The organism is Phycisphaerae bacterium, assembly GCA_035275405.1.
Lineage (GTDB): Bacteria > Planctomycetota > Phycisphaerae > UBA1845 > UTPLA1 > DATEMU01.
This window is the reverse complement of the sequence record DATEMU010000015.1, coordinates 116660-143142: the sequence shown is the minus strand read 5'-3', so window position 1 is coordinate 143142 and position 26483 is coordinate 116660. Positions and strand designations below refer to the sequence as shown.

General features: G+C 62.3%; 19 protein-coding genes. 10 read left to right on the top strand and 9 right to left on the bottom strand.

The features are described 5' to 3' along the window. Positions 1-3 precede the first annotated feature (3 nt). Positions 4-1080: a deoxyhypusine synthase gene (speY, locus tag VJZ71_18350; protein HKQ50043.1), complete on the bottom strand. Its 1077-nt coding sequence runs from the start codon at positions 1078-1080 to the stop codon at positions 4-6. A gap of 367 nt (positions 1081-1447) precedes the next feature. Between speY and VJZ71_18345 the strand changes: the two genes are divergently transcribed. The 4 genes from VJZ71_18345 to VJZ71_18330 all read left to right on the top strand — a co-directional run bounded on the left by VJZ71_18345 (position 1448) and on the right by VJZ71_18330 (position 5196). Continuing rightward, entirely contained in the window at positions 1448-2173 is a 726-nt protein-coding gene (locus VJZ71_18345; GenBank protein ID HKQ50042.1) for a choice-of-anchor E domain-containing protein, read from the top strand. Positions 2174-2287: 114 nt separating this feature from the next. Continuing rightward, the gene (locus VJZ71_18340; protein ID HKQ50041.1) at positions 2288-3466 is read left to right on the top strand and encodes an HRDC domain-containing protein; all 1179 of its coding nucleotides are present in this window, start codon (positions 2288-2290) and stop codon (positions 3464-3466) included. 34 nt (positions 3467-3500) lie between these two features. After that, the gene (locus tag VJZ71_18335; protein HKQ50040.1) at positions 3501-4187 is read left to right on the top strand and encodes a PTS sugar transporter subunit IIA; all 687 of its coding nucleotides are present in this window, start codon (positions 3501-3503) and stop codon (positions 4185-4187) included. A gap of 136 nt (positions 4188-4323) precedes the next feature. Then, positions 4324-5196, top strand: coding sequence for a metallophosphoesterase (locus VJZ71_18330; protein HKQ50039.1), 873 nt, complete (start codon positions 4324-4326; stop codon positions 5194-5196). Between the two features lie 249 nt (positions 5197-5445). Here VJZ71_18330 and VJZ71_18325 read toward each other — a convergent pair whose 3' ends face one another. The 7 genes from VJZ71_18325 to VJZ71_18295 all read right to left on the bottom strand — a co-directional run bounded on the left by VJZ71_18325 (position 5446) and on the right by VJZ71_18295 (position 14806). Further along, entirely contained in the window at positions 5446-5757 is a 312-nt protein-coding gene (locus VJZ71_18325) for a hypothetical protein (GenBank protein ID HKQ50038.1), read from the bottom strand. Positions 5758-5814: 57 nt separating this feature from the next. After that, complete coding sequence (locus tag VJZ71_18320; GenBank protein ID HKQ50037.1) at positions 5815-6060, bottom strand: carboxymuconolactone decarboxylase family protein; 246 nt, start codon at positions 6058-6060, stop codon at positions 5815-5817. A 58-nt stretch (positions 6061-6118) separates the two neighbouring features. Further along, complete coding sequence (locus VJZ71_18315) at positions 6119-8248, bottom strand: hypothetical protein (GenBank protein HKQ50036.1); 2130 nt, start codon at positions 8246-8248, stop codon at positions 6119-6121. Between the two features lie 182 nt (positions 8249-8430). Next, complete coding sequence (locus VJZ71_18310; GenBank protein HKQ50035.1) at positions 8431-10128, bottom strand: AarF/ABC1/UbiB kinase family protein; 1698 nt, start codon at positions 10126-10128, stop codon at positions 8431-8433. Between the two features lie 106 nt (positions 10129-10234). Next, complete coding sequence (locus VJZ71_18305; GenBank protein ID HKQ50034.1) at positions 10235-11989, bottom strand: glycosyltransferase family 39 protein; 1755 nt, start codon at positions 11987-11989, stop codon at positions 10235-10237. Beyond that, positions 11989-13131, bottom strand: coding sequence for an LptF/LptG family permease (locus VJZ71_18300; GenBank protein HKQ50033.1), 1143 nt, complete (start codon positions 13129-13131; stop codon positions 11989-11991). Before VJZ71_18300 ends, VJZ71_18305 begins: the two co-directional genes overlap by 1 nt. A 13-nt stretch (positions 13132-13144) precedes the next feature. Then, complete coding sequence (locus VJZ71_18295) at positions 13145-14806, bottom strand: LptF/LptG family permease (protein HKQ50032.1); 1662 nt, start codon at positions 14804-14806, stop codon at positions 13145-13147. Between the two features lie 283 nt (positions 14807-15089). Here VJZ71_18295 and speA point away from each other — a divergent pair, with 283 nt between their 5' ends. After that, entirely contained in the window at positions 15090-17027 is a 1938-nt protein-coding gene (gene speA, locus VJZ71_18290; GenBank protein ID HKQ50031.1) for a biosynthetic arginine decarboxylase, read from the top strand. 50 nt (positions 17028-17077) lie between these two features. Here the strand turns inward: speA and VJZ71_18285 are convergent, their stop codons facing one another. Continuing rightward, positions 17078-17923: a hypothetical protein gene (locus VJZ71_18285; protein ID HKQ50030.1), complete on the bottom strand. Its 846-nt coding sequence runs from the start codon at positions 17921-17923 to the stop codon at positions 17078-17080. A gap of 163 nt (positions 17924-18086) precedes the next feature. Between VJZ71_18285 and VJZ71_18280 the strand changes: the two genes are divergently transcribed. The 5 genes from VJZ71_18280 (at position 18087) to VJZ71_18260 (ending at position 26479) form a co-directional block, all read left to right on the top strand. Beyond that, entirely contained in the window at positions 18087-22880 is a 4794-nt protein-coding gene (locus tag VJZ71_18280; GenBank protein ID HKQ50029.1) for a PQQ-binding-like beta-propeller repeat protein, read from the top strand. Then, on the top strand, positions 22880-23950 hold the full coding sequence (locus VJZ71_18275; protein HKQ50028.1) for a prenyltransferase/squalene oxidase repeat-containing protein: 1071 nt from the start codon (positions 22880-22882) through the stop codon (positions 23948-23950). Before VJZ71_18280 ends, VJZ71_18275 begins: the two co-directional genes overlap by 1 nt. A gap of 72 nt (positions 23951-24022) precedes the next feature. Next, positions 24023-24373 carry a hypothetical protein gene (locus tag VJZ71_18270; protein HKQ50027.1) on the top strand — a complete coding sequence of 117 codons (351 nt, stop codon included), beginning with the start codon at positions 24023-24025 and terminating at the stop codon, positions 24371-24373. A gap of 108 nt (positions 24374-24481) precedes the next feature. Next, positions 24482-25540 carry a MoxR family ATPase gene (locus VJZ71_18265; protein HKQ50026.1) on the top strand — a complete coding sequence of 353 codons (1059 nt, stop codon included), beginning with the start codon at positions 24482-24484 and terminating at the stop codon, positions 25538-25540. A 12-nt stretch (positions 25541-25552) separates the two neighbouring features. Beyond that, complete coding sequence (locus tag VJZ71_18260) at positions 25553-26479, top strand: DUF58 domain-containing protein (GenBank protein ID HKQ50025.1); 927 nt, start codon at positions 25553-25555, stop codon at positions 26477-26479. Positions 26480-26483: the final 4 nt, after the last annotated feature.

The following is a 26483-nucleotide window of genomic DNA, read 5'->3' as shown; positions in this document are numbered from 1 at the left end:
CGGCTATTTCACGCTGTCCTTGAGCGCGGGGTTTTTGGCGGCATGCGACCGTAGCGCCTCTACGGCGGGACCGATAGTCTGATATAGGCGCCGCAGCGGGCGCGGCTGGCTGCGAATCAGGACGTACTGTGCCAGGATCGGCAGCGTCAAGCTCGCGCAGCTATAGACGACCACATTATTGACGTTCGCGTCGGCGATCTTTCCCCAGCTTCGCGCTTCGCTGGGCGTCGCGCCGGACAGCCCGCCCCAGTGCGGGGCGTCCGTCGTGAGCTGGATGAAATAATCGTGGCCCCCGCCGTGTTCGTCCGCGAGGATCTGGTGCAGCGTCGGCTGCGTTTGCAGGTAAAAATTCTTCGGGCTGCCGCCGCCGACGTGGATCACCCCATTTTCCTTCGCGGCCCGCACGAGCGCCGCCGTTTCGATGACGTCCTTGACCGGGTCCAGCCGCACCGCCTCGCCGAAGAGCTGCGGCACGACGAGGTTCATCCCGATGGAGCTGTCGCCGGGGCTGGAGGTATAGACCGGCACGTCTAGGCGCTGGGCCGCGATCAACATGGACTTTTCGGGGTGCGGGGCCATCTTGCCGAGAATTCGTCCCAGCTCCCAATGAAACTCCGCCGTGGATACAAACCCTTTTCCCGTCATCTGCCGGACGGCGTCGAGTATGACCTTGTCCGTGGCGATCAGCGTACTGTCCTCGCCGATGTAAGTGTCGTAAATCCGCGCGACGCCGACATCCGCCAATTCGTTGTCGTCTGTCGCCCAATGTCCCTGGGCGACCGGGCAGTCGAACGCGCGGTGCAGGTCGTGGTAGAGGTTCGCTCCGGTGGAGACAATCCAATCGACATAACCTGCCTGCATTAGATCAATGATGATGCCCTGCATGCCGATCGGCGTCATCGCCCCGCTGAGGGTCATTCCGACGGTCGCGCCGGCCTTGAGCATCCGTGAATAGAGTTGACACGCCTCGGCCAGGCGGCGGCCGTTGAAGCCGCTTCCGGCGTAACAATGGTCCACAAGGTCGGCGAGGTTTTCGTTGCCTTTCAGGCGGATCGGTTCGACCTGACGCCCGCCAAGCAACTCTTGTTGCCTGGGCTCCCCAGGCGCCGCCGCGCCTGATCGCGGAGTTCCGCAAGGATATCTCTCTCCATCCATAAATTGAATCTCCTCAACCTGTGATCACGTCGAACCACGCACGTTTTCGGTCCATAACCTGCAGTTAAACCGTGATCGTAGCGGACTTGTGTACCCAAGCACAGGTGCAGACTCTTGAATCGACTTTCCTGCCGCACCCCGCTTTTGAAGCTGAAAGCGACCCGTCTGATTGACTTTGCCACATTCTGTAGCGTAAAATGGTCCGCCAAGAGCATGGACCGTTCGCGAGGCGGATAGGGATCTGCCAAATCCCCACGCGAGCGGTCTTGTTGTGCAAATGGACGGAGCAGTGGTGAGAAGTCAGTTTTCCAGCGCGATTGGGATGGCGGTGATTCTGTCGTTGACCCTTGTGTCATCGCCGGCCGAACTCCGCGCCGGTGGCGGCTGCAAAGCCGTTGCCTCCTACACCGTCATGCAGACGGCGGTTCCCACGCAGCTCGTCCAAATTCCGCAGTTCAATCCCGCGACGGGGCAACTGTGCTTCGCCCTCGTCCGCGTCACCGCCAGCTATGACGCGCTGATCAAAGTGGAGAACATGGCCGCCACGGGTTCCTTCATTACGGTGTCCGCCACCGAAACCGTCAACGTCGACGTACCGGGGTTTTTCACACCGGTCCTGGGCGACATCCTGAACGCAGACGAGACGATCCCGCCAACGACAAAGAACGTGACGGCGTGGGACAACGGCCCGGCCTTTTCGTTTGTCGGAACAGATACCGAGATGTTCAGTTTCCTGCCCGAGAATCCGCGGATTGTTCCGCTGGCATCGGTCGGATTCAATGCCATGGACCCGGGCTTCCCCAGTTTCACGGGAGTGGGCAACCTCCCCGACGGCTTCAACGTCACGGGCGAGTCCGACTTCACGGTCAACAGCAACGCCGGCGACTACAACGCCCAGGCCACGCTGCGGATGTCGGTACTCATCGAAGTGGAATACCATTACGTCCCGGAGCCTGCGACGATTTCGCTAATCGCCGGCTCGTTGCTCATGGTCCGCCGTTCCCGGCGTCGCCGCTGATCTTCTCATTTCTGTCGCCTGGTCCATTCTGCGATATACTCGGGACCGGTTCGCATCCATGTCGGCCATTGGACCGGCCGAGGGACCGCCACGACACAGAAAGACGCATTCGGCATGACCGACGGCCCTCATGATCGAGTTATTACTTCCCAGGCCGGCCTCGCCGAACTTTGCGCGAGCGTGTCCGCCGTGGGTCGCTTTGCGTTTGACACCGAATTCGTCGGGGAGGACAGCTATCAGCCGGAAGTCTGCCTGATCCAGGTCGCGACCGATGAGTTCCAGGCGATCATCGATCCCCTCGCGGGGCTGGATGCGCGGCCTTTCTGGGAATTGGTCGCCGATCCAACGGTGGAAACGATCGTCCATGCCGGCAGCGAGGACCTGACACTTTGCTGGAAGTTTTTGGGCCGTCCGCCGTCGGCCGTCATCGACCTTCAAGTGGCCGCCGGGTTCATCGGCCTGGGCTATCCCACGGCGCTATCGCGGCTGGCCCGCGAGACGATCGGTGCGAAGCTGCACAAATCGCAGACGCTGACCGACTGGCGGCGGCGCCCGTTGAACGACGAACAGCTTGCCTACGCCGTTGAGGATGTCATCCATCTGCCGCCCATGTATCACCACATGCGCGGGCGGCTGGAAACGAGGGGGCGGTGGGCGTGGGTGATCGAAGAATGTTCGGCGATGTGCGCACCGGCCGTCTTCGAGGCGGCCGGACCTCGCCAGCTTCGAAGACTGCGCGGCCTTGCGGGGCTGAACCGTCAGGAACTGGCCGTCGCGGACGCCCTGTTGGACGAACGTGAACGGCTGGCCAAACGCTACAACCGCCCTCCGCGCACCGTGCTCCGCGACCACCTGCTCGTGGAGCTGGCGCGCCGCGGCTGGACCGATCCGAGTCGGATGCGAACGCTGCGCGGCATGAACCTCTCCAACGCGGATTTGGAAAAACTGGCGGCCGCCATTTCGACGGCCAAGTCTTCACCGCCGGAATTGTGGCCTACCGCCAAGGACGAGGATCAGGACCGCGACGAAGACGCCATTATCACGCTGCTTAGTGCGGTCCTGCGCGATCACTGCAAGCACCACGGCGTGGCGTACGGGCTTCTCAGCAACAAGGAAGAGTTACGCGCGACGGTCCGCTCTTATGTGGCTCCTACCGAAACCGATGCGGTCACTCCCCTGCGAATCGGCTGGCGCGGCGAATTCATCGGCCGCCTTCTGGAACGTCTTCTGACCGGCCAGGCGGCGGTTCGCATCGCCCTTGCCGGACCCAAGGCCCGGCTGACGATAGAATAGCTGGCCTGTCGCCGATCACCCCCGAGAACTCCTCATGTCCCGTTCGCTCATGAGCGTGCAACAGGTGGCTGAAACGTTGCACGTCTCCACGCGCGAAGTGGTACGGATGGCTGAACAACGCGTCCTACCCGGAAAACTGGTCAAGGGGAATTGGCAATTCCGCACGGGGGAAGTTTGGAACTGGATCGAAGAGAATCTGGCGTCGTTGCCGCAGCGCCGCCGGAAAGACAAGCACCCGCACCCGACGGGAGACGTGCTCATTTGCGCAGCCTTGCAGCCTGCGGCCGTGGGCATCGACATTCCTGCGAAGACCAAGACGTCGGTTCTTCGAGAACTCGTCGCGCTGACACAGGCTGTGGAGCCGAACCTCGATGCGCCGGCGCTGATCGAGGCAGTGACGGAGCGGGAAGCACAGGGCCCGACGGCGCTGCAGGACGGCGTGGCCATTCCCCACCCGGCGCGTCAGTTCTATACGGAGGGCCCGCTCCTCGCCGCGGCGCGCACCGTGCAGCCCATTCCCTTTGGCGAGCGCGGGGGCGGTCTGAGCGATCTTTTTTTTCTCGTATGTTGCCCGCAGCCCGTCGATCACCTGCTTTATCTGGGACGATTGTGCCGTCTGCTCATCGAGAAGAAGCTCCAGGCGGAGCTGCGTGAGGCGGGCGATGCCGACGAATTCCTGGCCGCGATCCGCACCGCCGAAGAATCGCTTTGCGGCCAATGACGGCCGATCTTGACGCCTGTCGGTCCACACTTCTATCATGCCTGATGATCGAAGGTCAGAGCCTCCGTACCGAGATTTGAGCCCGCCCGACGAAATTGTCGACCGCCTAGACGGCGGCCGCCACCCCGGAGAAGCCGTGCCCGCAGCGACGATTCAATACGATGCCCAGCATGCCATCGAGACGTTTCGCCAGGCTGCGCGCTTCAATCTGGAGGAAACCGCCCGCGAGGGGGCGATCATCCGGCTGCCGGGGTACGGCCAAGCCGTCATGACCGGCGACATCCATGGGCACAAGAAGAATCTGGAAAAGCTGCAGAAGTACGCGATGCTCGATCGGGTGTCGGCGCGGCACGTCATCCTGCACGAGATGGTCCACGCCGAAAAGCACGGCGACGAGATCGATCACTCGCACGAAGTCCTTCTGATGGCGGCCGAGTACAAGGTACAGTATCCGGAGCAGGTTCATTTCCTCCAATCGAACCACGAGCTGGCCCAGTTGACGGGCTACCAGATCGCCAAGAACGGGCGGCTCGTCATCCAGGACTACAACGACGCAGTGCTTCGCGCGTATGGAAACTCGAGCGGCGGCGAGGTGCTGACGGCGATGAACGAGTTCATCGCGTCGTTTCCCCTGGCGATCGTCACGCAAAACCGAATCTGGATGTCGCACTCCCTGCCGAATGCCGCGGAGATGGGCGAATTTGACCTGGAGGTGTTCAAGCGACCGCCGAGCCTGGAGGACCTGAAGGACAACAAGACCATCTTCAACCTCGTCTGGGGCCGGCGGCAATCGAAGGAGCAGCTCGACAAGCTGGCGGAACTGCTCGGCGTCGACGTCTTCATCGTCGGTCACCAGCCGCAGGAGATGGGCTATGACTACATGTACGATCGGCTCATCATCCTGGCCAGTGACCACAATCACGGGACATTCCTTCCCTTTGACCTCTCGAAGCCGCAGACGGCGGATGACTTGATCCGAAATATCCGCAAGTTCGTGGCGGTGGCGTAACAAACGGAATACGTTACCTCTCTTTCCACAAGCGGATCGAAATCCTCCGACAGTCAATTTTTGTGCTTGAAATTGCCTGAAACTCTTGAAATTCAACATCAAGGCTGGCAGCGCGCGGATTCTCCGAACTTACAAGCCATGAGCCGTAACCTAACGGAGGCGGCCGCTTCGCTGCCTCTTCTTGCCGTCTGCTGTTTATCCTTGCTCAGCGCTCCCTCTAATATGCCCGAGATATGCTCAGACAATGAATTATGAGCGGCCCCATTGGGGAATGCCGGGCTCCGGCTCGACGCCGAGTGCGTCCGCGACGCGGTTGATGTAGTTGAAATAGGACGCGATCTGGACGGCGTCGTGGATCGCGGCGTCTGACCAGCCGGCGGCGCGGAGGCCGGCGATATTGTCGGCCGTGCATGAAGCCGGGGACTCGGTTACCTGTTGGGCAAACCTCAGTAGCTGAACAACCGCCGCAGAGAGCGCGGCCGCATGTCCATTGTCGACGATTTGGTGGACAAAGGCGTCCAGTTTGCGATCCTCGGGCGCCGGGACGGCGCTCGCGTCCACAAGAGAAGGCCAATCCTTGGCGACCTCGGCACGGAGGTCGTTCGCGTGGGCCTGTACTCAGTATCGGCACCGATTGGCGCGGCTGACGACGGTGGCGAGGAGTTCACGCTGGGCGCGGGAGAGCGGAGATGGGCCATACATCAAGGCGAGATAGAGGTCCATCGAGGCCTTGAGTACGGCGGGGTTGGGGCTCATGAGGCGGACGATGTTGTAGACGCGTCCGGCCCGACGAATCGCGTCGTCGTAATGCTGCTTAAGCGGACCGCGGGCGTCGTCGGCGGCGATGGTGTCGATCCAAGCCATGAATATTGCTCCCAGGAGAGATAATTGTATCGGTTCGGGGCGATACCGGGAGCGGCCGTCAGCGACGGGGGCCGCTGGATAACGGCTTGGCCAGCCGGATCCGCTCGTAGCCGCCGACGAGCGGTTCGCGGAGTAGGCACAGCGTCTGGTCTTTGGCCATCGCCTCGCACAGGCGCGGCCAGAGAGGATGGGTCGTTTCGGGAGGCGGCGGGCCGGGATACTGCCAGGGCGTGGAGTCGGCGGGGATCGGCGAGGTGCGGACGATGTAGTCCACCGTTTGAGAGGCGCCGGTTCCGGCGGCCGGGGAAGCAGCCGGGGGCGGCTGCTCTCCATAATGCGACAACCGCGACCAGAAGGGGTCGAATTCGGCGACGCGACAGCGCTGGCCGGTTAGGTACGAAAGCAGATGGGCGTCGAAGATTTCGGCGACGGCATGATCGATCTTTTTTTCGACCAACGCATCGGAGAGCGTTCGGAGCGGGTGCGGTCTGCCAAGCTGTGCTGCCATCGCGGCCTGACCGACGGCCCAGGCGGCGAGGAGACAGAGTGGGGCCATGCGGGCAGCGAACACGAATCGAATCCGCCGTCCCCCGCTGAGCGGGGACGCTACGAAGATCGCGGCGAGAAGGCCGGGCAGGATGGCCCAGAGCGGGATCAGGTAGCGGATGGTGTTGAAGTCGTGGGTGCAGCCGCCGAGGAGGAATAGGGCAAGGGTGGTGCCGAAACACAAGGCCAGAAGAGGAACGGGGCCGGGCGCGACATCCACGCGGAGCAGCTTGGCGAGCGGACGTCGATACGCAATTACGAGGACCATCGCGCAGGTCAGGCCGCCGCCGAGTACGACGAGGTTTGCGGCGGAGACGACGGCGGATTCGACAAGTCCGAGACTCGTCAGCGGCGTGGGGCGGCCGATGGTGACGAGTTCCAGGAACGGCCGGGCGTCGGCCCCGAAGAGAAGTGGCAGACCGTGCCAAAGGATGGAGAGTGTCGGGCCGGTCTCCCAAAGGGGTCGCAGGCCGAGGGGCAGCGACGGTTCCATCGGTTGCAGGCCGAGCGCGGTGCGGGCTGCGTACAGGGCGGCAGGGGCCGCGCCGAGAAGGGCGCCGAGGATCAAGGGGCCTGCGGCGGCGAGAATCTTCGCGGTGCGCGGAATTTCCTCCGCCCCTTCGGGGCGGGGCGTGTTTCTATTGGAACGCTTCCCACGGGTCGCGCCGCTATCGGCGGCTTCACCCGCGGCAACGATCCTTCGCCCCGTTGGGGCGAGCGCAATCGGGACCGCGACTGAAAGCAAGCGGCGAAGGTAGTACGCAAGACCGGCAAACAGAAACGCAATGACAGCGACCGCGGCGGGTTTGGGGAGGAGATTGAGCAGGAGCATTTGGTGAACGCGGCCGTTTTCGACCCAGACGGCGTAGAGGCAGTTCATCGCGAGGATGGCGGCGAGGGCCAGCGTCGGCAGCGTCGCGACTCCCAAGCGATCCGCCAAACGGCAAGCCACGGGTGAGGCGTTCTTGAGATGGGGCACGGCTCGTATCAGGAAAGAGTGCAGGGCGATGGGGGCGGCGAAGAGGACGATGGACGGATTCAGCCAGAAGCCGGAGCCGAGTAGGAGGCCGAACATCAGCTTGCAAGCCGTCGGATGGCCAACCCCACCCCCCCCTTCCCCTTCGCCAGCGGAGGGAGTAAAAGCCCCGCGCGAGAACCATTCAGAATAGGACCACAACAGCAGAGAACCCCAGAGGAGGACTTCGATGTAGCCGCCGCGGGCGGAGATGGACCATTGGGCGAACATCGGCGAGCCCACCAGCAATGTGGCGGCGCCGATAAGGCCGCCGTGGCGACCGAACAAGCGGGTGAGCATCAGGTATTGAACGGCTACGAGGGCAGCGAAGAAGAGCGCGGGGCCCATGCGCAACGCGGTAATGGGATTGTCGATTAACGGCGAAATCGCGGCGATCACGTAGGCTTCGAGGGCGCCCATATAGCGCTGGCCGTAGAAGTAGATGGGGAAGCGCTCGCCGGCGGCGATGTCCTGGGCCATGAGGCCGACGATGGCCTCGTCGGAGTGCAGGAGCGTCTCGCCGCGGGAGATGAGCGGCCAGCGGACGGCGATGGCGGCGAGGAACAGGGCGATGGCGAGGACGTAATCGATCGCACGCAGGGGCGACTTCCGCTCAGCGCCGGGCATCAGCGGGGCCTGGGTGCGAGAAGTGATTCTCGCACCAGCGGTAGATCGCACAGTCGGCGCGCGCACCCGCGCGGAATCACGGCTAAGTGGCGGCGATTTCGCGTCTACGATTTGGATCATCTCTTGATATTTTGCTCTTCGGCATCCGGCTTCGCGGCGGGCAGGGACGCCCGCCCCACCTCTTACGACATCTTGCCGCTGCGCAGGATGGCGATCAGCAGCCACGCCGCCATGAAGAACGTGATGGCGTAGCCGACGAAGCCCAGATAACGAATCGGCACACCGAAGACCGTGAATTGGGCTTCCATGGAAAGAAGCATGGTGCTGCCGATAATCGTGGAGGCCACGAGGACCGAAAACGCGAGACGATTACTGGAACGGTCGAGTTCGCTGGCCAGGTAGTCGAGGTTTTCGTGCTTGATGTTGATCTGGAATTGCCCACGTCCGATACCACGCATGACGTCGCGGAGCATCCGGGGGGCATCGCGCAGGACCGACGCGAGGTGCCAGGTGGAGAGACCGGCAATCCGCAGGAGCCGCTTGGGGCTGAAGCGCTCGCGAAGCAACTTGGAGAGCTTGGGTTGGAGGAGGTCGAGCAGCACCAGTTCGGGGTCAAGCTGAAGCACAACGCCCCACGCCGTCGCCAGAGATTTGAAGATCGCCACGAAGTCGCGCGGGAGCACGACATCGTTACGGCGGACCGTCTCGATCAACTCCCGGAGAATCGTGCCGAGTTCGAGGCGCTTAAGCGGCAGGCCGTAATACTTCTCCAGCCACAGCCGCAGGTCGCGAGCGAGCACCGGCCGATCCACGGCCCGACCCAGCGCCCCCAGATCGGCAAGCACGTCGATCAGGACGTCGATTTCTTTGTTGACCGTGGCGATGATGCCGACCACGAGTCGGCCGACGAGTTCGTCGTCGATCTGGCCGACCATGCCGAAATCGAAGAGCACGATGCCGTCCGGCGGTCGGATTAAGAGGTTGCCGGGGTGTGGGTCGGCATGAAACAGGCCCATTTCGAAATACTGGTGCAGGAAGCACTCGGACAGGTGCCGGGCGAGGGCCTTTTTGTCTATGGGTTCATCGCCGTCCAGGGCATCGCGCAGTTTTACTCCGTCCATGAACTCCATCGTGAGGACGCTGTTGCCCGTGAGGTCCCAGCGAACTTGAGGAGTTTGGATGTGTGGATCGTCCTTGAAGGCCTCGTAGAAACGCGTCGTCGTCGAAGCCTCGTTCACGAAATCCAGTTCACGGCGAACGGTGTCCGCGAATTCGTCGATGATCGTCCTGGGATGATACGGCCGCATCTCCGGAAACAGCGCCTCGGCCCGCTCCGCCATCCATTGGAGGACGTAGATGTCAAGTTGCACGACGTGGTCGATGCCGGGGCGCTTGATCTTGACGACGACCTCCTGACCGTCGGTGGTGGTCGCGCGGTGGACCTGGGCGATGGAGCCGCTGGCGAAGGGTTGCTCCGTGAAGTGGCGGAAGGCTTTTTCGACGGGCACGCCGGTGTCTTCGAGGAAGATGCGGCGGGCCTGGTCGGCGGGGAATGGGCCGACATCGTCCTGAAGCTTTTCGAGCGCGGTGAGGATCTGCGGCGGCAGAATATCGGGGCGCGTGGAAGCGATTTGCCCCAGCTTGACGAAGGTCGGCCCGAGTTCTTCACAAACGCGAACGAGCCGTGTGCCAATGGCGGCGAGCGGATCGACCTCGTGCTCCTCCTCCTTTTCGCGTCTCAGCCACGCCGGGGACGGCATGTACCGGCCGAGTTGCAGGCGATCGACAAAATGACCGAAGCCGTGCTTGGAAAGGACTTGGGCGATGACGCGAAGCCGGGCAAAGGTCTTGACGGTCCGGGGCAGAGTGACAAGAGACATGGGCAGACGCCGAGGTTATGCGCCGGGCGGACGGCCCGACGAAGGGTTATTACGATCTACGCGGTCAATATTCGACGGGAAGGCATGAGACGTCAATGAGGGCCGACTATCTGCCATAGCCTCCACGATAACCGTAGCCCCGCCAGATTGAAAAATAATATAACTCCGCCAGAAACTTTCGGCGGGTGTTCACTCGTTCGACGCGTTGGAAATGCTTCTCCAAGTCGATACGGTAGGTCACTTCGTCAGGAATTTGACCCGCACGGAAAAGGATAGCGTCGCATCCAATGGGAATATCTTTGAGTGGTCCCCATTGTTCAAATTGTTGACCGTAAGGGCTCTTGCCTTCGTCGAGACTAAAGGCGTAATCAAGGTTGCGGGAGTAGTGCATGGCAAGCGAGGCCTGAGCGTATGAAAGCGCAATGACCACGGTCTGGCTCTGGGCGTCCATGCGCTGTCCAAAGGAGTCGAGATAGTTTCCGAGCGCGGGCCAGCCATAGAGTTCAGCGGTGGGTTTGTCCGGGTTCTTCGGATCGAGCTTGGTGAGGACTATGTGCATCGGCGAATAAGGAACAATCGCCGTCAGCACGAGCACCCACCAGAAGCCGATGGTCATGACAAGTCCGACGATGGCCGCCGGACGAAGCCATCGACGCAGGACACCACAATGAACTTGCCAAACGAACAGGACAATGAGCGGAATGAAGGCGGGGGCGGCGTAGTGAGCGCGAGCCTTGAGGGCGGCGCTGGTGACAAGGAAGGCGAAGATTGGGGCGAGGCCCATGATGGCGAGGTAGCGCAGACCCGGCGACCGATCGAATTCGGAATGCGGAATTCGGAATGCGGAATAAAGAGAAGAGCACCCTGCAACGATAATGCCCACAGCCAGTACCGGCGAGACAAAGAGGAGCAATTGGCCCAAATACAAGGCGAGTTGATCGGCGTGGAAGGCCAAGTCGCGATGACGGCGGAAGAAGTTGAAGCCGAAAGTTCGCCACTCGTGGTCGGCGTTCCAGACGATGACCGGGAGAAAGCAGGCTGCGGCTACTGCAAGTGCGAGGTAGGGGCCGGGCTTGATCAGATGCCTTCGATGGAACGGGGTGAGCAATAGATAGGTAAGAATGCACAGGGGAAATAGAAGGGTCGTGAAGTTGCAGTTCAGGGCCGCACCAAAGGCCAGACCCAGGAGTAGCCAGTCTCGATGTCGGCCGGATTCAGCGGCACGCCAGAATTGAATCGCGGCCAGTGTCCAGAAGAAGATGACCGGCAGCGCAGGCATCAGAAACGTGCTACCGGAGAGGAGCGGGGTGAGCATGAAGAATAAGCCACTGCGCACGGCAATGCCGACATCCCGCAGCGTCATCCAGGCCAGATAGGCCGTTGCCGCGGGCAAAAGCGCCCCGAGGACAATGGGGCTGAACCGGACCAGCGCCGTGGCCTCGCCGCCGAACGGGGCGAAGAGACGAGCCAGCCAGGCGACCATGGCGGGGTGGTCGTAGTAGCACAGGTCCAGATGCTCCGCCCAGAGCCAGTGATAGGCCTCGTCACTGCCAAGGGGGAAAAGCGAAGTCGTGACCAGCCGCGCCGTGCTCCAGCAGACTATCGCGATCAGCAGCGTCCGCCGCGAGGGGGGTTGCGGCGCAATCGTGGTCCATGCAATTGTCAGGAGGATTACGAGGCACAGCAGCCCGAGTACGGCCGCGACGAGTCGTCCCCCATCATGCTCAGCGGGATATCCTCTCCATCCATACGCGCCGGTCACAATCCAAATGACGAATGCCGAGGTGGCGGCGGCGACCATAACGCGCAGACACGCCGGGCCCCTTCGGTTTTCGAAGTGGGTCGCTACGACGGCGTTCATCAGGTCTTAATCGCGTCGAGTAGGTAGACGGCCAGGGGTCCGAACAAGAGAACCGGCAGCCACGCCGGCAGCGCGGGACTCAAGCCCAGCCCGGACATGTTTACGCTGTGACAAAGGAAGGCGACCACATAACACAGGCCGCAGGTGAAGAGGCATTGTCCGCCGGCAACGATAACGGAAGGCCGCTCGCGGTTGAGGAAAAAAGGGATCCCCAGGCAAAGGAGGATCATGTTGATAATGACCGTCGTGAGTCGGCGGTGTTTGATGCGGATGAACTCACCGGACCCGGATTCCGCGAAACGGGTCTGGAGCTGCTCCACTTCGGCGAGGCTAAGGAAGTTGATCCAGAGCGAGGCCTGCTGGAGGGCGAGTTCTTTGGGAGTAAGGGCCGACGCATAGTCCCGGACAGGGATCGCACCCAGCTCCTCGTCGCCGGCCACAAGGGGCATTGCGGTCGTCCCGGCGCGAGTCGCGGTCGCAGGTGCTTCGAAGATCATCCGCAATCCGTTTTCCAGCCGCCACTTGCCCTCACCCTCCCGCTCCTCGTCCCAACGGGCCTGATCGGCGCGAATGACCTCGGTCATGCGGCCGTCCTCGTCGCGTTTCAGGACAATCACTCCGCGCATCTCTTTGGCGCGGGGGTGGAACATCGAGGCGGAGACCAGGGCGTTGTCGCGGTCCGGCTGAAACCAGACGGCGAACGAGTTTCGCCCCTCGACGTCTTTGTGAGTGCGCGCCAGCTTGTCGGCAAAACGGGGGATCAGGAACTCCTGGTCGATGAACCAAAGTCCGTTCATGGCCAGGGCCGCGAGCAGGACGGGGGTGGCCACGCGGTAGAGCGATGTGCCGGAGGCGAGGATGGCGGTGAGTTCATTGGTCCGATGGAAGCGCCCCAGGGTGCAACAGGCGGCGACCAGGAGGATCACGCCGGCGAGCTGGGCGAAGTAGAGCAAGAGGTTGTAGCCGTAGAAATCGATGATCTTGGCCACGACCTGCACTTTGGTCGCGCCCTGCACCGAGGTGAACTCATCCAAGTTCACAAAGAGGTCGAGCGTGACATAGAGACCGACCATGACGGCCAGGGCGATCAGGTAGTTCGTGAAGAACGCCCGCAGGATGTAACGGTCAAGGGTTTTGATCATGGCTGCACGCCTATCAACGCTTCAGTACCTTAAAGGCGACGAAGGCCGTCGCGAGATACATGACCGCGGTGCCACCCCACATGACGAAGAGGCTCGCCGTGGAATAATCGGGCCGGTCGGCCAGGTTGCGGCCCACGATGCTGATGAGAACGACAAAAAGCGATGGCACGCAACTGATGCCGAAAGCCGTAAGGACCTGGCCGCCGCGGATGATGATCCCCAAGATGGCTCCCATCAGGACGACGGCCACCGGCGTCAGGGCGTATGAACCGCGGAAGTGGATCTCGCCGGTGACTTCGGCGCGGAAGGTGTCCAGCCGCTGCCAAAATCGTTCGCACTGCTTGTACTGCTTTCGAGGGAGGCCGACGATCGGGGTCGCCTGGAGGAACGACTTGGTGTCAAACCGCGCCAGGCGGTCAACGAGGCCCGGCTGATCCATGTACTCAAGAGGCTTGAGTGACTCCTTCGTCTTTCGGACGGCCCGGTCGTTGTCCCGGCGAGCCGGAGCGACTGAGCGGGTTTCGACGTTGCCGATCAGCTCAACCATGATCAGTGGGCGGTTCTTGTCCATGGCACTGCGCAGGTCGAGCGTGGCCGACTCCGCCGTCATGACCTGCTTGAATCCTTCCCCCTCCCGCCCAGGCGGATCTTCAACTTCCACGACACGAACGTCGCGCAGCGTGGTCCGACCGTCGTCGGGATCGACGGCATATTGCTTGGCGGTGATTTCGTATTGCACGCCGGGCCCTTTCCACCGGATGACGGCGTCCTGGGCGAGACGGTCAATCGCTTCCTGTTGGACGTAAAAGCTCATCAGCTCGCGGCGAATACCGAAAAGGCGATCTTCGATCTCCGGGCTCTCGGCAGGATGGCGTTGGTAATGAATGAGGCGGGCCAGGTTCTCGAACTTGGTTTTTCGACGCATGGGCATGGGCACGTCAAAGGGGCCCAGGACCTGGTGCGCGAGGTCATAATATTGCCGTCGGGAGGCGTCGAAGGTCCGAACGCCCTGCAGGTCCACGGTCACGCGCGGGGTATCGCTGCTGCCGTCGAAGTCGATGATGGTCGCGTCCGCCGTCCCATAACGAAGGTACTCCTCGTCACCCATCTCCAGGAAGCTTACTTTGGAGAGCAGAAGGTATGTGTGGTCATCCGGAAGGACGATTCCGGGCGGCGGGTTCTCCATGATTTCGCAGCGGCCGGCAGTGATGCGGTATTTGCCGAAAGAGAGCGGTCGGGCCTTCTGAAACTGGCCCATGACAATGCCGGGCAGCTCGCGGCGGGTGGTCTCCTCGATCATCCGGGACAGACCCGGAATCATGAAGTTCCAGGAAACGTAAGTGAAAACAGTAACAAGAAAACCAAGCAATCCGGCTGACAGCAGGAGCCTGTGGATATTGATTCCGGCGGCTCTACAAGCGGTGATTTCGTTGTCCGCCGAGGCCCGTCCGTAGGTAATGGCGGCACTAAAAAGGGCCGCTACCGGGAGGATAAGGGTGATGGCCACGGGGGTAAGGAAGAGGAAGACTTTGAAAACATCCTCGGCGCCCAGTCCCTCGCCGCGAAAGATATTGGCGACGCCACCTCCCATAACGACCAGGAGAGTGAGCGCGACGGAGGTTAGGCCGAAGGTCTTGAGCAGTTCGCGGGCGAGGTAGGTGTGAAGGGTCAACATTTCCGCTAAAGCGCGATCTCCGACATGAAAGGGGCTCCGGTGGGATTCCGCAAAGTGGGACCCGGTGACCGGCGCTCTGAACGGACAGTCTAGCGCCGGCGGCGGAGGCGTCAAGACAGCGGGCGGGGACGAGCGAGGCGAGGCGTTTTTTCTTGACTCGCCGCCGAAAAGCTGCTCTTATTACTTATTCCAGCCCGTCGCGCCGGGAAAGAAAGGGCCGGCATTGCGCGAGGATTCGTCCCGTAGCCACGAACAATATTATCACCCCAGGGGATTACACGACATGGCCAACCTGACCAAGATGGCGCCTTCGCGCACGGACCTTTTGCACAAATGGTCCGTCGAGGACTCGCTCGACCTTTACAACGTTCGCCAATGGGGTTCGGGTTTTTTCTCGGTGAACGAGCGCGGGCATGTCACGGTCTCGTCGCGGGGATCGGAAGGTCCGACGGTCGACCTGAAAGAGCTGGTGGACGAGTTGCAACAGCGCGGGATCGAGATGCCGATGCTGCTGCGCTTCTCGGATATTCTCCGCGCGCGGATCCAACAGTTGTGCGAGGCGTTTCAGAAGGCGTTTGCAGAGAACAACTACACCGGCTCGTACATGGGCGTGTACCCGATCAAAGTCAACCAGCAGCGCCATATCGTCGAGGAAGTCGTTCAATATGGCGCGCCGTACAACTACGGCCTCGAGGCAGGCTCCAAGCCGGAGCTGCTCGCGGTCTTGGCGCTTCTGGAGGCGCCCGAGCCGCTGGTCATCTGCAACGGTTACAAGGACAACGAATACATCGATATGGCCCTGTGGGCGACCAAGCTGGGACGGACGATCGTACTCGTGGTCGAGGAGTTCGGCGAGCTGCAGCGGATCCTGGATCGCGCCAGCATTCTGAAGGTCCAGCCCAAGATCGGGTTTCGGATGAAATTGGCGGCGCGAGGCTCGGGCCGCTGGCAGGAATCCGGGGGATCACGGTCCAAGTTCGGCCTGACGGTCACGGAAATGCTCCGCGGCGTCGAGCTGCTTCGCTCCGAAGGGATGCTCGACAGTCTGGTGCTGACGCACTTCCACATCGGCAGCCAGATCACCAACATCCGGTCCATCAAGGAGGCCCTGGCGGAGGGTACGCGGATTTACCTGGAGTTGACCAAGCTAGGGGCCGGCCTGCGGTATTTTGACGTGGGCGGCGGCATGGCCGTGGACTACGATGGCAGCTCCAGCAACTTCGCCTCCAGCGCAAATTACACGATGGCGGAGTATGTCTCCGATGTGGTCTCGGCGATCAGCGAGGCGTGTAACAACGCCGAGGTGCCCCACCCGACGATTGTGACCGAATGCGGCCGGGCCATTACGGCGCACCACTCGGTGCTGATTTTTAATGTCCTTGGCGTGACGGAACTGGCGGAGAATGCCGTGCCGCCGTCGCTCCCGGAGGACGCCCACCAGGTCCTGCACAACCTCCTGGAGATGCACAATTCGATCTCCGTGAAGAACTTCCAGGAGGCCTACCACGACGCCCTGCACTTGCGGGATGAGACGCTCAGCCTCTTCAAGCTGGGATACGTGAGCCTCGCCGATTGTGCCACGATGGAGACGGTCTTCTGGTCGGCCTGCCGGAAGATTCAGCGGATCATGCGCGAAAAGGAATACGTCCCGGACGAACTCCAGGGGCTGGAGGCGCAACTGGCCGACACCTATGTCTGCAACTTCTCCGCGTTTCAATCCGTGCCGGACTGCTGGGCCGTGGGCCAGCTTTTCCCCATCATGCCGATCCATCGCCTGAATGAGGAGCCGACCCGGAGGGCGATCCTCGCCGACATTACCTGCGACAGCGACGGCAAGATCGACAAGTTTATCGATCTGCGGGACATCAAATCGACGATCGAGTTACACTCGTTTACCGGCGAGAGCTACTACGTCGGCATTTTCATGACCGGGGCGTACCAGGAGATCCTGGGCGACATGCACAACCTCTTCGGCGACACGAACGCCGTGCACGTGACCATCGGAGCGGACGGCCAGTATTTCGTCGAACACGTCGTGGACGGCGATTCCGTCGAAGAAGTCCTCTCCTATGTCCAATACTCCGCCGAGCACCTAGTTGCGCGGCTTCGGCGGACCGTCGAAGACGCCGTGCGGCGCAAGCAGATCACTTTTCATGAGTCGGCGGAGTTTCTGCGGCGTTACGAGCGGGGATTGAAGGGCTACACCTACTTGGAGGGGTAATAAGAAGATGTCGGATGTGGGATGCCGGAGCGGGCTTCCCACATCCCACGTTATCCGTAGATTAAGGGCCACATCGCCCGGCATACGGCAAGGAACGCCAACTGGGCGATCTGACCGGCGGCGAAGAGCGTCTGCCGGGACTGTCCGCCGCCGCGCTGGGCCATCACCACCGCGACGATGTACGTCGCCGCGAAAACGATCAGGGCCATGATCAAACCGATAAAGATGTTTCCTTCGCGCGAAAAATAAATTGCCGTAAGGGCGACGGGGACAATGGCGTGGCGAAGCATCCGGGCCGGGCGCATGGATTCGCATAGCGCGACAATCGCCTCGTCCGCGCCGCGCGCGGTCCGGCCCACGGAAGCCGCCAGGAGCAATCCCCAACGTCCCCAGATCGGCGCCAGGAGCAACGGACGATAAATCGGGGCCGGGTACATGAAATTGAAATGGCTGCGCCAGTCCTTCGGCGACGGCCACCACGCCGCGTCATCGCGAATACTGGCGATCAGCACCCACTCCGACAGGACGGTCAGGCAAAGCACCAGCGTCCCAACCGGCGACAGCGGCGCCCGGGCGTCGGATGTGGCGGCGAGGGGTTTGATGCCGGTGAGCAGGTGCGCGGTTCTCGCCAAGCCCAACGCCAGGAACGGCCCGGTCAACAGGCACTCGATGAGCACGATGGCGAGGGCCGGGATTACACGGACATTTCCGGCCTCCCCATAAACGCGCCACGTGATCCGGAAGAGACCGGCCCAGATAAGGCCGATGAAGAGCCCCAGGGGGACGATCCAGGATGCGGATCGACTCCAAGCGGTGGACCGCCCCGGAGGCAACCCTTGAGCAACGGGAAATAGGAGCCGCAGGGCTTCGGATAATCCAAGAAATAGCGTTTTCATTTGGAAACGAGGGGCTCGAAACTACGTATAAGACTTGAGGGGCGATTGTATACCCAAGAGACGCACCCTACGATAGCGTACAAGGAAGTGGTCAGTGGACAGTAATCAGTGGCCAGTAAAGAAGGTTTGGCCGGCTTGGTGCGGAGTTCTTGCCGCATTCGGCATGCTTGCGCTCACACCGCCGCGGGCCGTTGGATTTCAGCAGGTGTTTCGCGGTCAGCCGCGCGTTATGGCGGCGGCGCTGCTGCCCCTCAGCGACCGCGATGCGGAGAATTGGCTGAAGCGCGCGGAGGAGGCGTCGGCGCGCGGAGATTGGAAGCTGGCCGCCGACACCCTGGCCCGTGTCATCGACCAATACGGTGACAAGACGGTGTCCATGGATGAAGGCAAGCACTTTTATTCCGCCTCCCGATGCGCGCTCGATCAAATCGGGCAGTGGCCGGAGGAGGGTCTGGCGACCTATCGGCTGCTTTTCGACGGCGAAGTTCGGCACCGACTGGAGCGCGCGATCAAAGGGCACCAGCTCGATGAGCTTCGCCACATTGCACGCAAGTTTCCCTATACGACTCCGGCGCCGGAAGCCATGAATCTGCTGGCCGCGTGGCTCCTCGATCGTCGGCAGGCCGGCGAGGCGTTGGACATTCTGCACAAGCTCTCCGCCCTGCCACGCCATACGATCCCGCAAGAGCAGATCCTGACCAAGTACTGCGTGGCGTACGCGCTGACCGGTCAAAAGGAAGCGGCGGAACGGGCCCTCACGCAACTCAGGGAGCTGGAATCCAGTGCTGCGGGAGCCGTGTCCACGGACGGCCCCTCGCGCGTCCGGACCCTGGAGGCGTTTCTCAAGTCCGCGGATGAACCCCTGGCCCGCGGCCCCGAGGCCTCCGGGGCATGGCCCATCATCGGAGGTCCGCCCAGCCGTGGCGGTCAAATGCCGGCGATTGATCCCGCATTTGCGCCGGAGGACTCCTGGCACGACCGGCTGCCGGGAAGCGAACGCATCCAATCGCGTCGTATCGGCCGGCTGATCAAGACGACGTCACGCCCGCCGGTCTGGCAGGCGGTGAGCGATGGTCGCTTCCTGTTTGTCACTTGTCCCGAGGGATTGATCGCCCGCGATCTGGCGACTTTTGATTTCATGTGGCGGATCGTTCCTCGTTCGCGGGCGCGCGACACGGCGGTCAGCCAGTTTCGCCAGCGCGTGGGCACCGAAACGGACAATCGCGACAAGCTGGATGAGCTTTCGACTCGCACGCTTTGGCACGACTATCGCGGCGCGGTGTCGACGGCGTACGGATTGGTTTTCACGATCGAACAATCCGGAACCTCTGGAGAGGTCTTTCCGTCTCGTCAGGGCATCATCTCGCCCGACGAATTCGGAATGGGCGTCGTGCCGGAGCCCAACTCGATCCGCGCGTTCGAGGCCGATACCGGCCGTGCCGTCTGGACGAAGGGGCGATCGGGACCGGTGGCGGACGAACTTCGCGCGGCACATTTTTATTCGGTGCCGGTGCCGCTGGATGCGGAAGGATCTCACGAGAACGCGGACCGCCCGCGTCTGATCGCTCCTTATCAACTGGGAGACGATTATTTTCTCGCGGTGTTCCGTACCGATGGATCGCTCATCAAGTCCGTGCTCCTGGGGTCCGGATATTCCGGGCTCTTTCCCATCAACGCGGTGCTGCAGCCGACAGTGTGCGACGGCGCCGTCTATGTGCCCACCGGCGCCGGCCTCCTGGTGGCGCTCAACGCGGACGATCTCTCGCTGCGGTGGTTGACGAGCTATGAACGGGCCGGCGCCAGCCGTCAACTCTGGACAGACGCCCGGCGCGGGCTCTCCGTGACCGCTGCGCCGGCGGATGAATGGCTCAGTTCGCCGGCGATCATCGCAGGAGGACTGGTGCTCGTCGCGGCGCCCGACAGCGAATATCTTGTGGCCTACAACCAGGAAGACGGACAGGCGAAATGGTCGTATCCGCGCGGCACGCTTCGTTATCTGGTCGCTGCGGACAGCCGGCGTGCCATCGTCGCCGGGAAATACGTGATCGCCATCGAGGTGGCGACCGGCAACGTCGAGTGGATGTTCGATCGCAAGCCGTCCACCGGCCGTCCCGCGTGGGCGGGCGATGCGGTGTTTGTGCCCACCGAGGACGGGCTCGTGCGACTCGACGTGCGGACGGGCAAGGAGATCGGCGATCCACTGTCCACGCGATTTGCCCTGGGGAATCTCCTTTCCATCGATGGCGGTTTGTACAGCGTCACGGCAACGGATGTGACCAAGTTCCCGGATGTCGATCAATCCCGGCTGATGGCCCACCAGTCGCTGCAGCGCGATCCAAACGACGTGGGGGCGATGCTGCGGCTGGCGTGGCTGGCGGTGATCGAGAAACAATGGGACAAGGCCATCGACCTTCTCGATCGCGCGGAGGCCAGAGTCCAGGTGCGATCGTCCGCGACCACTCAACCGGCGGAGGGCGCCGGATCGGCCACCTCCGAGCTTCTGGCGAGAATCGCCCGGCAGCGCGTGACCGTGCTGCTCAGGGTTGCAGCCGAGTCCGGCGACGAGGCGAACCGAACTCCGGATCCCGGCGCGCCGGGACGGCCACTGCGGGGTCGGCTGGCGGATCGGAGTCGCGCGAGCCTGCTGGACGAGGCCGTGCGGAGCGCGCAACAACCGAGCGACCTGATCCGCGCGGGAATGGCCCTTTGTGAACTGCTCGCCGAGCAGAAAAAGCCCGCCGAGGCGTTTCGGCGCGTTTTGGAACTCGTGCGGACCGTCGGCGACGAGCCGGTCGCCCTGGAGCCGCAACTTTCGGCCACGGCCGCGGTGCTGTTTCGCGAGCGATTGTGCGGCTGGTGGCGCGCGATGAGTCCATCGGACCGAACGCAGGCGGCGGAGGACACGCGGCGGCTGATCGAGTCGAATCTCGCAGGGGGCGAGTGGTCAGCGCTTGCCGCCCTGGCCGATGTGCTGGACTTGCGGCCGTCCGGAGAGGACGTCGGCGCGATGATGCCCCATGCCGCATGGCTGGATTTGCAACTCGGCCACCGGTCGCTCGCGGGTGGTGATTATGAATCAGGGTACTTCTATCTCGAAAGGGCCGCCGAACGAAATCCGCGCAGCGATGTGGCCGCCGAAGCGATGATTCGACTCGCGGTGGTTTACTCCAATCCGGGAGAGGACCTCCCCGCTGCGCCTCGGGAGGCATTGCGCGTTGTTACGGCGTTGGAGGAACTCGGCTTGGCGCGCCCGCTGCCAGAAGCGAGCCGCGACGTCGTGGGCGCAGCCGGCCGGACGATCAGCGACGCGATCGTCGAAATACGGAAATTGCTCCCTCGGTCGATGATTTCGCAGGAAAACAATTTGCCCGACGTCCTGCGCGATACACCAAAACTTACGCTTGCCGCGGATACGACCGTACCGGCCGGGCTGCGGCCCGACGTCATGGCGTTTCACGATCCGGCGAGGCCGATCGACCTCTTTGAGCAAACGTTTCCCATTTACATGGCCCGACAGATCAGGGGGCTGCGTTATTCCGCGGACGTTCCGGACCGTTACTTCTGGGCTGTGGACGACGACACGCCCGATGGACAAGGCGGTTGGATTACCAATGACCGGGCTTTTGAGGAGACCGCGCAGCCCGCGACGATTTCGAACCGCGTCGCGGTCCTGGCGGCGCACGATTCAATTTTCGCGGTCGGCTTGACGACGGGCCAAATCCTCTGGCCGCCGATCGCGGTGACCGCCGAGGATGAGTCGCCCCCGAATCCGCGCGTGCTCAGCGTGGGAGGGATGTTCGTGATCGCTCCGGATTCATCCACGCTGATCGGCGTTGCGGCGCGGGCCTGCGCGGGGCCGTCGTGGCGGCGACGCTTTGTCGGGCCTCGAATCGCGCAGCTTGCCGTCGTCGGCCAACTCATTGTCGCGGTCGATTCCGCCGGGGACATTGTGACCGTCCTCGATCCCGTGGGCGGGCGCGTCCAGCGGCAATTTTCAATGTTGCCGGGTGCCGGCGGTGAGACTCGTGAACCGGTGAAAGAAAGCGATACGGCGAAAGAGGCTCGGACGGATTCCGTCAAAACGGCGCGAAGGAGCCGGCAAGGCCAGAATAACGTCTTTCAATGGTTAAACCGTCGGCGCGGCGAGGAGGAGCCTGAGGTCGATGCCGCAGAACCCACGGTCCAGCATGTCTCGATCGTCGGAAGCTCAGTCTGCCGCGCGCTGTCGGACCATGTGATTGCCAAGGACATTACCAGCGGCCGGATGCTTTGGAATACGCCCATGGGGGGCCTGGTCGGTGGGGTTGTTCCGTTCACGTCGACTCGGGTCGGCGTTTACTACGCGGGTACGCACATTGCAATTCTGGATGCCGCGAGCGGCGTCGTGGTGAAGGACATCCATACGGAGGGGCTGCGGATGCCGCCCCTGGACGCTACGCTGGACGCGGCGTCGGGGTCGGGAGATGCTCAGTCCGCGTCCGCCGTCGATGCCGGGCGATTGCTTCTCTTTACGCAAACGACCGACGACCCGCCGCACTACGTACTGGCGTCGTTCCCATTGGGCGAGGGCCAGCAGCCGTGGCGGCGCGATCTGGGGCGGCTGTCGACGGTCAATCGGCGGATGCTGCGGGCCTCTCCGGACTACGTGGCGTTCATCGAGTATTTCATGGTCCAGGAGACGGCCAACCTTCAGCAGGTTCGCGCCTTTGTGCGGACGGGGAACGTGATGAATTCGCCGTACGTGCAGGTGATCGACAAGAGGAACAACCGGTCGCTCCTGGAAGAGTCCTTCTCGCTGAACGAGCATCGGCCCACCGATCTGCCGTCCGGGAGTAATCTCATTACGGACGTCATCGTCCTGAATGAAAGGATCGTTGCGGTCGGACCCGATGGGTACTATGTTTTGGCGGCGGAAACGAAGCCCGGCGGGGCTGAAGCGACGGGCGAGGAGAATTGATGCGTATAGACGTGTCCAAGCGAGCACTACTGGGGCGAGGGTGGTTCTGCTTTTGCGCTGCGCTATTCGCCGTCTCGCCTCTCGCGGCGGCGCCGCCTTCCGGTCGGCCGCCGATGGTGACGGAGGAGACGGAGGTCGCGATTCAGAAGGCGCTGAAATACCTGGTCTCGCGGCAGAGCGCGGACGGGTCGTTCCGCGATCAGGGGCAGATGGGGACGTATCCCGTCACCATGACGGCGCTCTCCGGGCTGGCGCTGGCGAGTTCGGGTAGCACGCCGACCGAGGGCAAGTATGCGCCGCAGCTTCGCAAGTGCCTGAACTACGTGCTCCGGTCATCGCAACGAAATGGACTCATCTGCCGGGCGGGCGAGGAGGAGTCCCGATCGATGTACGGCCACGGTTTCGGCATGCTCTTTCTCGCGGAGGTCATGGGGACCGAACAGGACCCGCAGAGCCTGGAGCAGATTCGCTCGGTCCTGCAGCGGGGCGTGGACCTGACCGCCAAGTCGCAGAGTCGGCTGGGCGGATGGCTCTATACGCCGGACATGAACGGCGACGAAGGCTCGGTCACTGTTACGCAGGTGCAGGCTTTGCGGTCTACCCGCAACGCGGGCGTCGCGGTGCCGAAGCGGGTGATCGATCGGGCGATGAAATACCTGGAGGATTCGGTTCAGCCGGACGGGGGGATCGCGTATCGCGTCGGGATGACCGGTTCGCGCCCGCCGATCACGGCGGCGGCGGTGGCGTGCTGGTTCAACGCGGGGCTGTACGAAAGCCCGCTGGCGCGAAACGCGCTGAAGTTCTGTAAGCGGAACATCGCCGTCGGCCAGGCGACGGCGGGCGTATGGGGGCACTGGTACTACGCGCACCTGTATCTCGCGCAAGTCATGTACCTGGCTGGTGAAGACGAATGGAAGAACTACTATCCAAGGATTCGCGATCACCTGCTCGCTACGCAGGGGGAGGACGGCTCGTGGGAGGGCGATTCCGTTGGGCGGGTATACGGAACGGCGATTGCGCTGTTGATCCTGCAATTACCGTACAACAACCTGCCGATCATGCAGCGGTAAGGTTTGATGGTTTGAAGAATGGGAAAAGACGCAATTCCCGACGCTGATCGGCTAATTCTGAGGATCCAGGAGTTGAGCTTTGACAACCTTCAAAGGCTGAGACAAAAACTCGATGATTTACCAGAATCGAGTGCGCCGAATCAGAACCCCAAGTTTGATGGTCCGCCGCATTCTGACACACTGGATAACATTATCCTCCGAATACAAGAGACCTGTACCGAAGATTATGAAGCTTGGCTAGAAGATCGGAAACAGGACGATTCACTTTTTCTCGATTTTCTTGTTTATAAGTCAGAACTCGACCCAAGCGTCCTTGAAGTCACAGCCCGCTTTTACTTTACGGATGGCCGAGGAAGCATACTTTACGGCGGCCTAGAGATACAACGTGAATCAAATGTCAATTATTGTCTCTGGGGGACTTGAGCGCTGGGAAATTCGGGACAGCGTACTTATTTCCGAGCCTTGGGGCCTGAGGGGCGGGCGGAAATCCCGTAAATACATCGCTATGTTGCACCTGAAAAAGGAACACACATGACGCAATCCGATATGTCGCCCGATGCTGATCTTGCCGCCGTGCAAACGCTGCGCGATGCCTATAGCCGGCTCCGTGCCGAGATGGGAAAGATTATTGTCGGGCAGGATGCCGTGCTGGAGGAATTGCTCGTCGCGCTATTCGCAGGCGGGCATTGCATCCTTGAGGGCGTACCCGGACTGGCCAAGACGCTTATGATTTCCAGCCTCGCGAGGTGTCTTTCACTCTCGTTCAACCGCATTCAGTTCACCCCCGATCTCATGCCCAGCGACATCACCGGCACCGAGGTCATCGCCGAGGACAAGGCGAGCGGGCTGCGGGCGTTCAAGTTCCTGCCCGGGCCGATCTTCGCCAACGTCATCCTCGCCGATGAGATCAACCGCACGCCGCCCAAGACCCAGGCGGCGATGCTGGAATCCATGCAGGAGCGGCAGGTGACGGTCGGCGGCGTCCGGCACGGGCTCGCCCCGCCGTTTTTCGTCCTGGCGACGCAGAATCCGATCGAACAGGAAGGCACCTACCCCCTGCCCGAGGCGCAGCAGGACCGGTTCATGTTCAAGATTTACATCGGGTACCCGTCGTACGACGAGGAATATGAGATCGCGACGCGGACGACGGTCGAGCAAGACCATCGCGTTGAGCAGGTCCTGGATGCGCAGCAGATCCTGCACCTGCAGAGCCTAGTACGGCGCGTGCCCGCCGCCCCACCGATCATTCGTCATGCCCTCGATCTGGTCCGGCGGACACGACCGGCGGAGCCGGAGGCCCCCGCATTTGTGCGCAAGCACGTCGCGTGGGGCGCCGGACCGCGGGCGGTTCAGTTTCTCGTGCTCGGGGCCAAGGCGCGGGCCGTGCTTCGCGGGCGGCATCACGTGTCCACGGAGGATGTGCGGGCGATTGCGCCGGCGATCCTGCGGCATCGCGTCATCACGAACTTTGCGGCCCAGGCAGAGAGTTATTCCACCGATCGGATCATCACCGACCTGTTGGAACAGACGCCGCCTCATGCCGGAGGTCTCGCGGACGACGAGCGCATCAAGGACGTCATCAACGCCTAGCTATTCCCACCCATGCCCAATGCAGCACAGCGATTCCTTCGACCGGAGGTGCTCGCCAAGATCGGCGGCTTGGAATTCCGCGCGCGGCAGGTCGTCGAGGGTTTCATCGGCGGGATGCACCGCAGCCCTTATCACGGTTATTCCGTGGAGTTTGCGGAGCATCGCGAATATGTTCCGGGCGACGACCTGCGCCATCTCGACTGGCGCGTCTATGGAAAGTCCGATCGCTACTACGTGAAACAGTACGAGGAGGAGACCAACCTTCGTGCCCACGTGCTGCTCGACTGCTCCAGCTCGATGCGCTATCCGGAGCACGCGACTTCGACCGGGCGTATGACCAAGTTTGAGTATGCCGCGACGGTGGCGGCTTCGCTCGCCTACCTTTTGATTCACCAACAGGACGCCGTCGGGCTGATGCTCTTCGACGACGACCTACGATCGCACTTGCCGCCTTCGTCCAATCACGCGCACTTGCAAGCAATCCTCGCCCAACTCGAACGAGCGAGGCTCGAACGGCCTACGCAGACGCGGGCTTTGTTCACTAAACTGGCAGGCCAATTGCCGCGGCGGAGCATCGCCATCCTCATTTCGGACCTGCTTTCCGACGTGGAGGAAGTCGTCGAGGGGATCGAGATGCTGCGGCACGGCAATCACGAGGTGATCGTCCTGCACGTGCTCGACCACGACGAACGCGAGTTTCCGTTTCAGGACAATACGCTGTTTGAGGGGTTGGAGGCGCCGGATCTGGCCGTGACGGCCGATCCGCAGTCGCTGCGCAGCGAGTATCTCTCCGTGCTGGGAGCCTTCATCGAGCGTATCCGCACCGCCTGCACCAACAGCCGGATTGATTACGTGGGGCTGTCGACGGCCGATCCGCTCGACGTCGCTTTGCGCCGCTATCTGGCGCAGCGAGCGCATCTCATAAAGGCGCGGGCATGAGGCA

What these genes read in the sequence shown, in the direction of transcription:
- VJZ71_18285 (HKQ50030.1), bottom strand. Translation starts at nt 17,923, where the DNA reads ATGAAAACGCTATTTCTTGGATTATCCGAAGCCCTGCGGCTCCTATTT.
- speA (HKQ50031.1), top strand. Translation starts at nt 15,090, where the DNA reads ATGGCCAACCTGACCAAGATGGCGCCTTCGCGCACGGACCTTTTGCAC.
- VJZ71_18275 (HKQ50028.1), top strand. Translation starts at nt 22,880, where the DNA reads ATGCGTATAGACGTGTCCAAGCGAGCACTACTGGGGCGAGGGTGGTTC.
- VJZ71_18280 (HKQ50029.1), top strand. Translation starts at nt 18,087, where the DNA reads ATGCTTGCGCTCACACCGCCGCGGGCCGTTGGATTTCAGCAGGTGTTT.
- VJZ71_18315 (HKQ50036.1), bottom strand. Translation starts at nt 8,248, where the DNA reads ATGCCCGGCGCTGAGCGGAAGTCGCCCCTGCGTGCGATCGATTACGTC.
- VJZ71_18310 (HKQ50035.1), bottom strand. Translation starts at nt 10,128, where the DNA reads ATGTCTCTTGTCACTCTGCCCCGGACCGTCAAGACCTTTGCCCGGCTT.
- VJZ71_18320 (HKQ50037.1), bottom strand. Translation starts at nt 6,060, where the DNA reads ATGGCTTGGATCGACACCATCGCCGCCGACGACGCCCGCGGTCCGCTT.
- VJZ71_18335 (HKQ50040.1), top strand. Translation starts at nt 3,501, where the DNA reads ATGTCCCGTTCGCTCATGAGCGTGCAACAGGTGGCTGAAACGTTGCAC.
- VJZ71_18265 (HKQ50026.1), top strand. Translation starts at nt 24,482, where the DNA reads ATGACGCAATCCGATATGTCGCCCGATGCTGATCTTGCCGCCGTGCAA.
- VJZ71_18340 (HKQ50041.1), top strand. Translation starts at nt 2,288, where the DNA reads ATGACCGACGGCCCTCATGATCGAGTTATTACTTCCCAGGCCGGCCTC.
- VJZ71_18300 (HKQ50033.1), bottom strand. Translation starts at nt 13,131, where the DNA reads ATGATCAAAACCCTTGACCGTTACATCCTGCGGGCGTTCTTCACGAAC.
- VJZ71_18305 (HKQ50034.1), bottom strand. Translation starts at nt 11,989, where the DNA reads ATGAACGCCGTCGTAGCGACCCACTTCGAAAACCGAAGGGGCCCGGCG.
- VJZ71_18260 (HKQ50025.1), top strand. Translation starts at nt 25,553, where the DNA reads ATGCCCAATGCAGCACAGCGATTCCTTCGACCGGAGGTGCTCGCCAAG.
- VJZ71_18295 (HKQ50032.1), bottom strand. Translation starts at nt 14,806, where the DNA reads ATGTTGACCCTTCACACCTACCTCGCCCGCGAACTGCTCAAGACCTTC.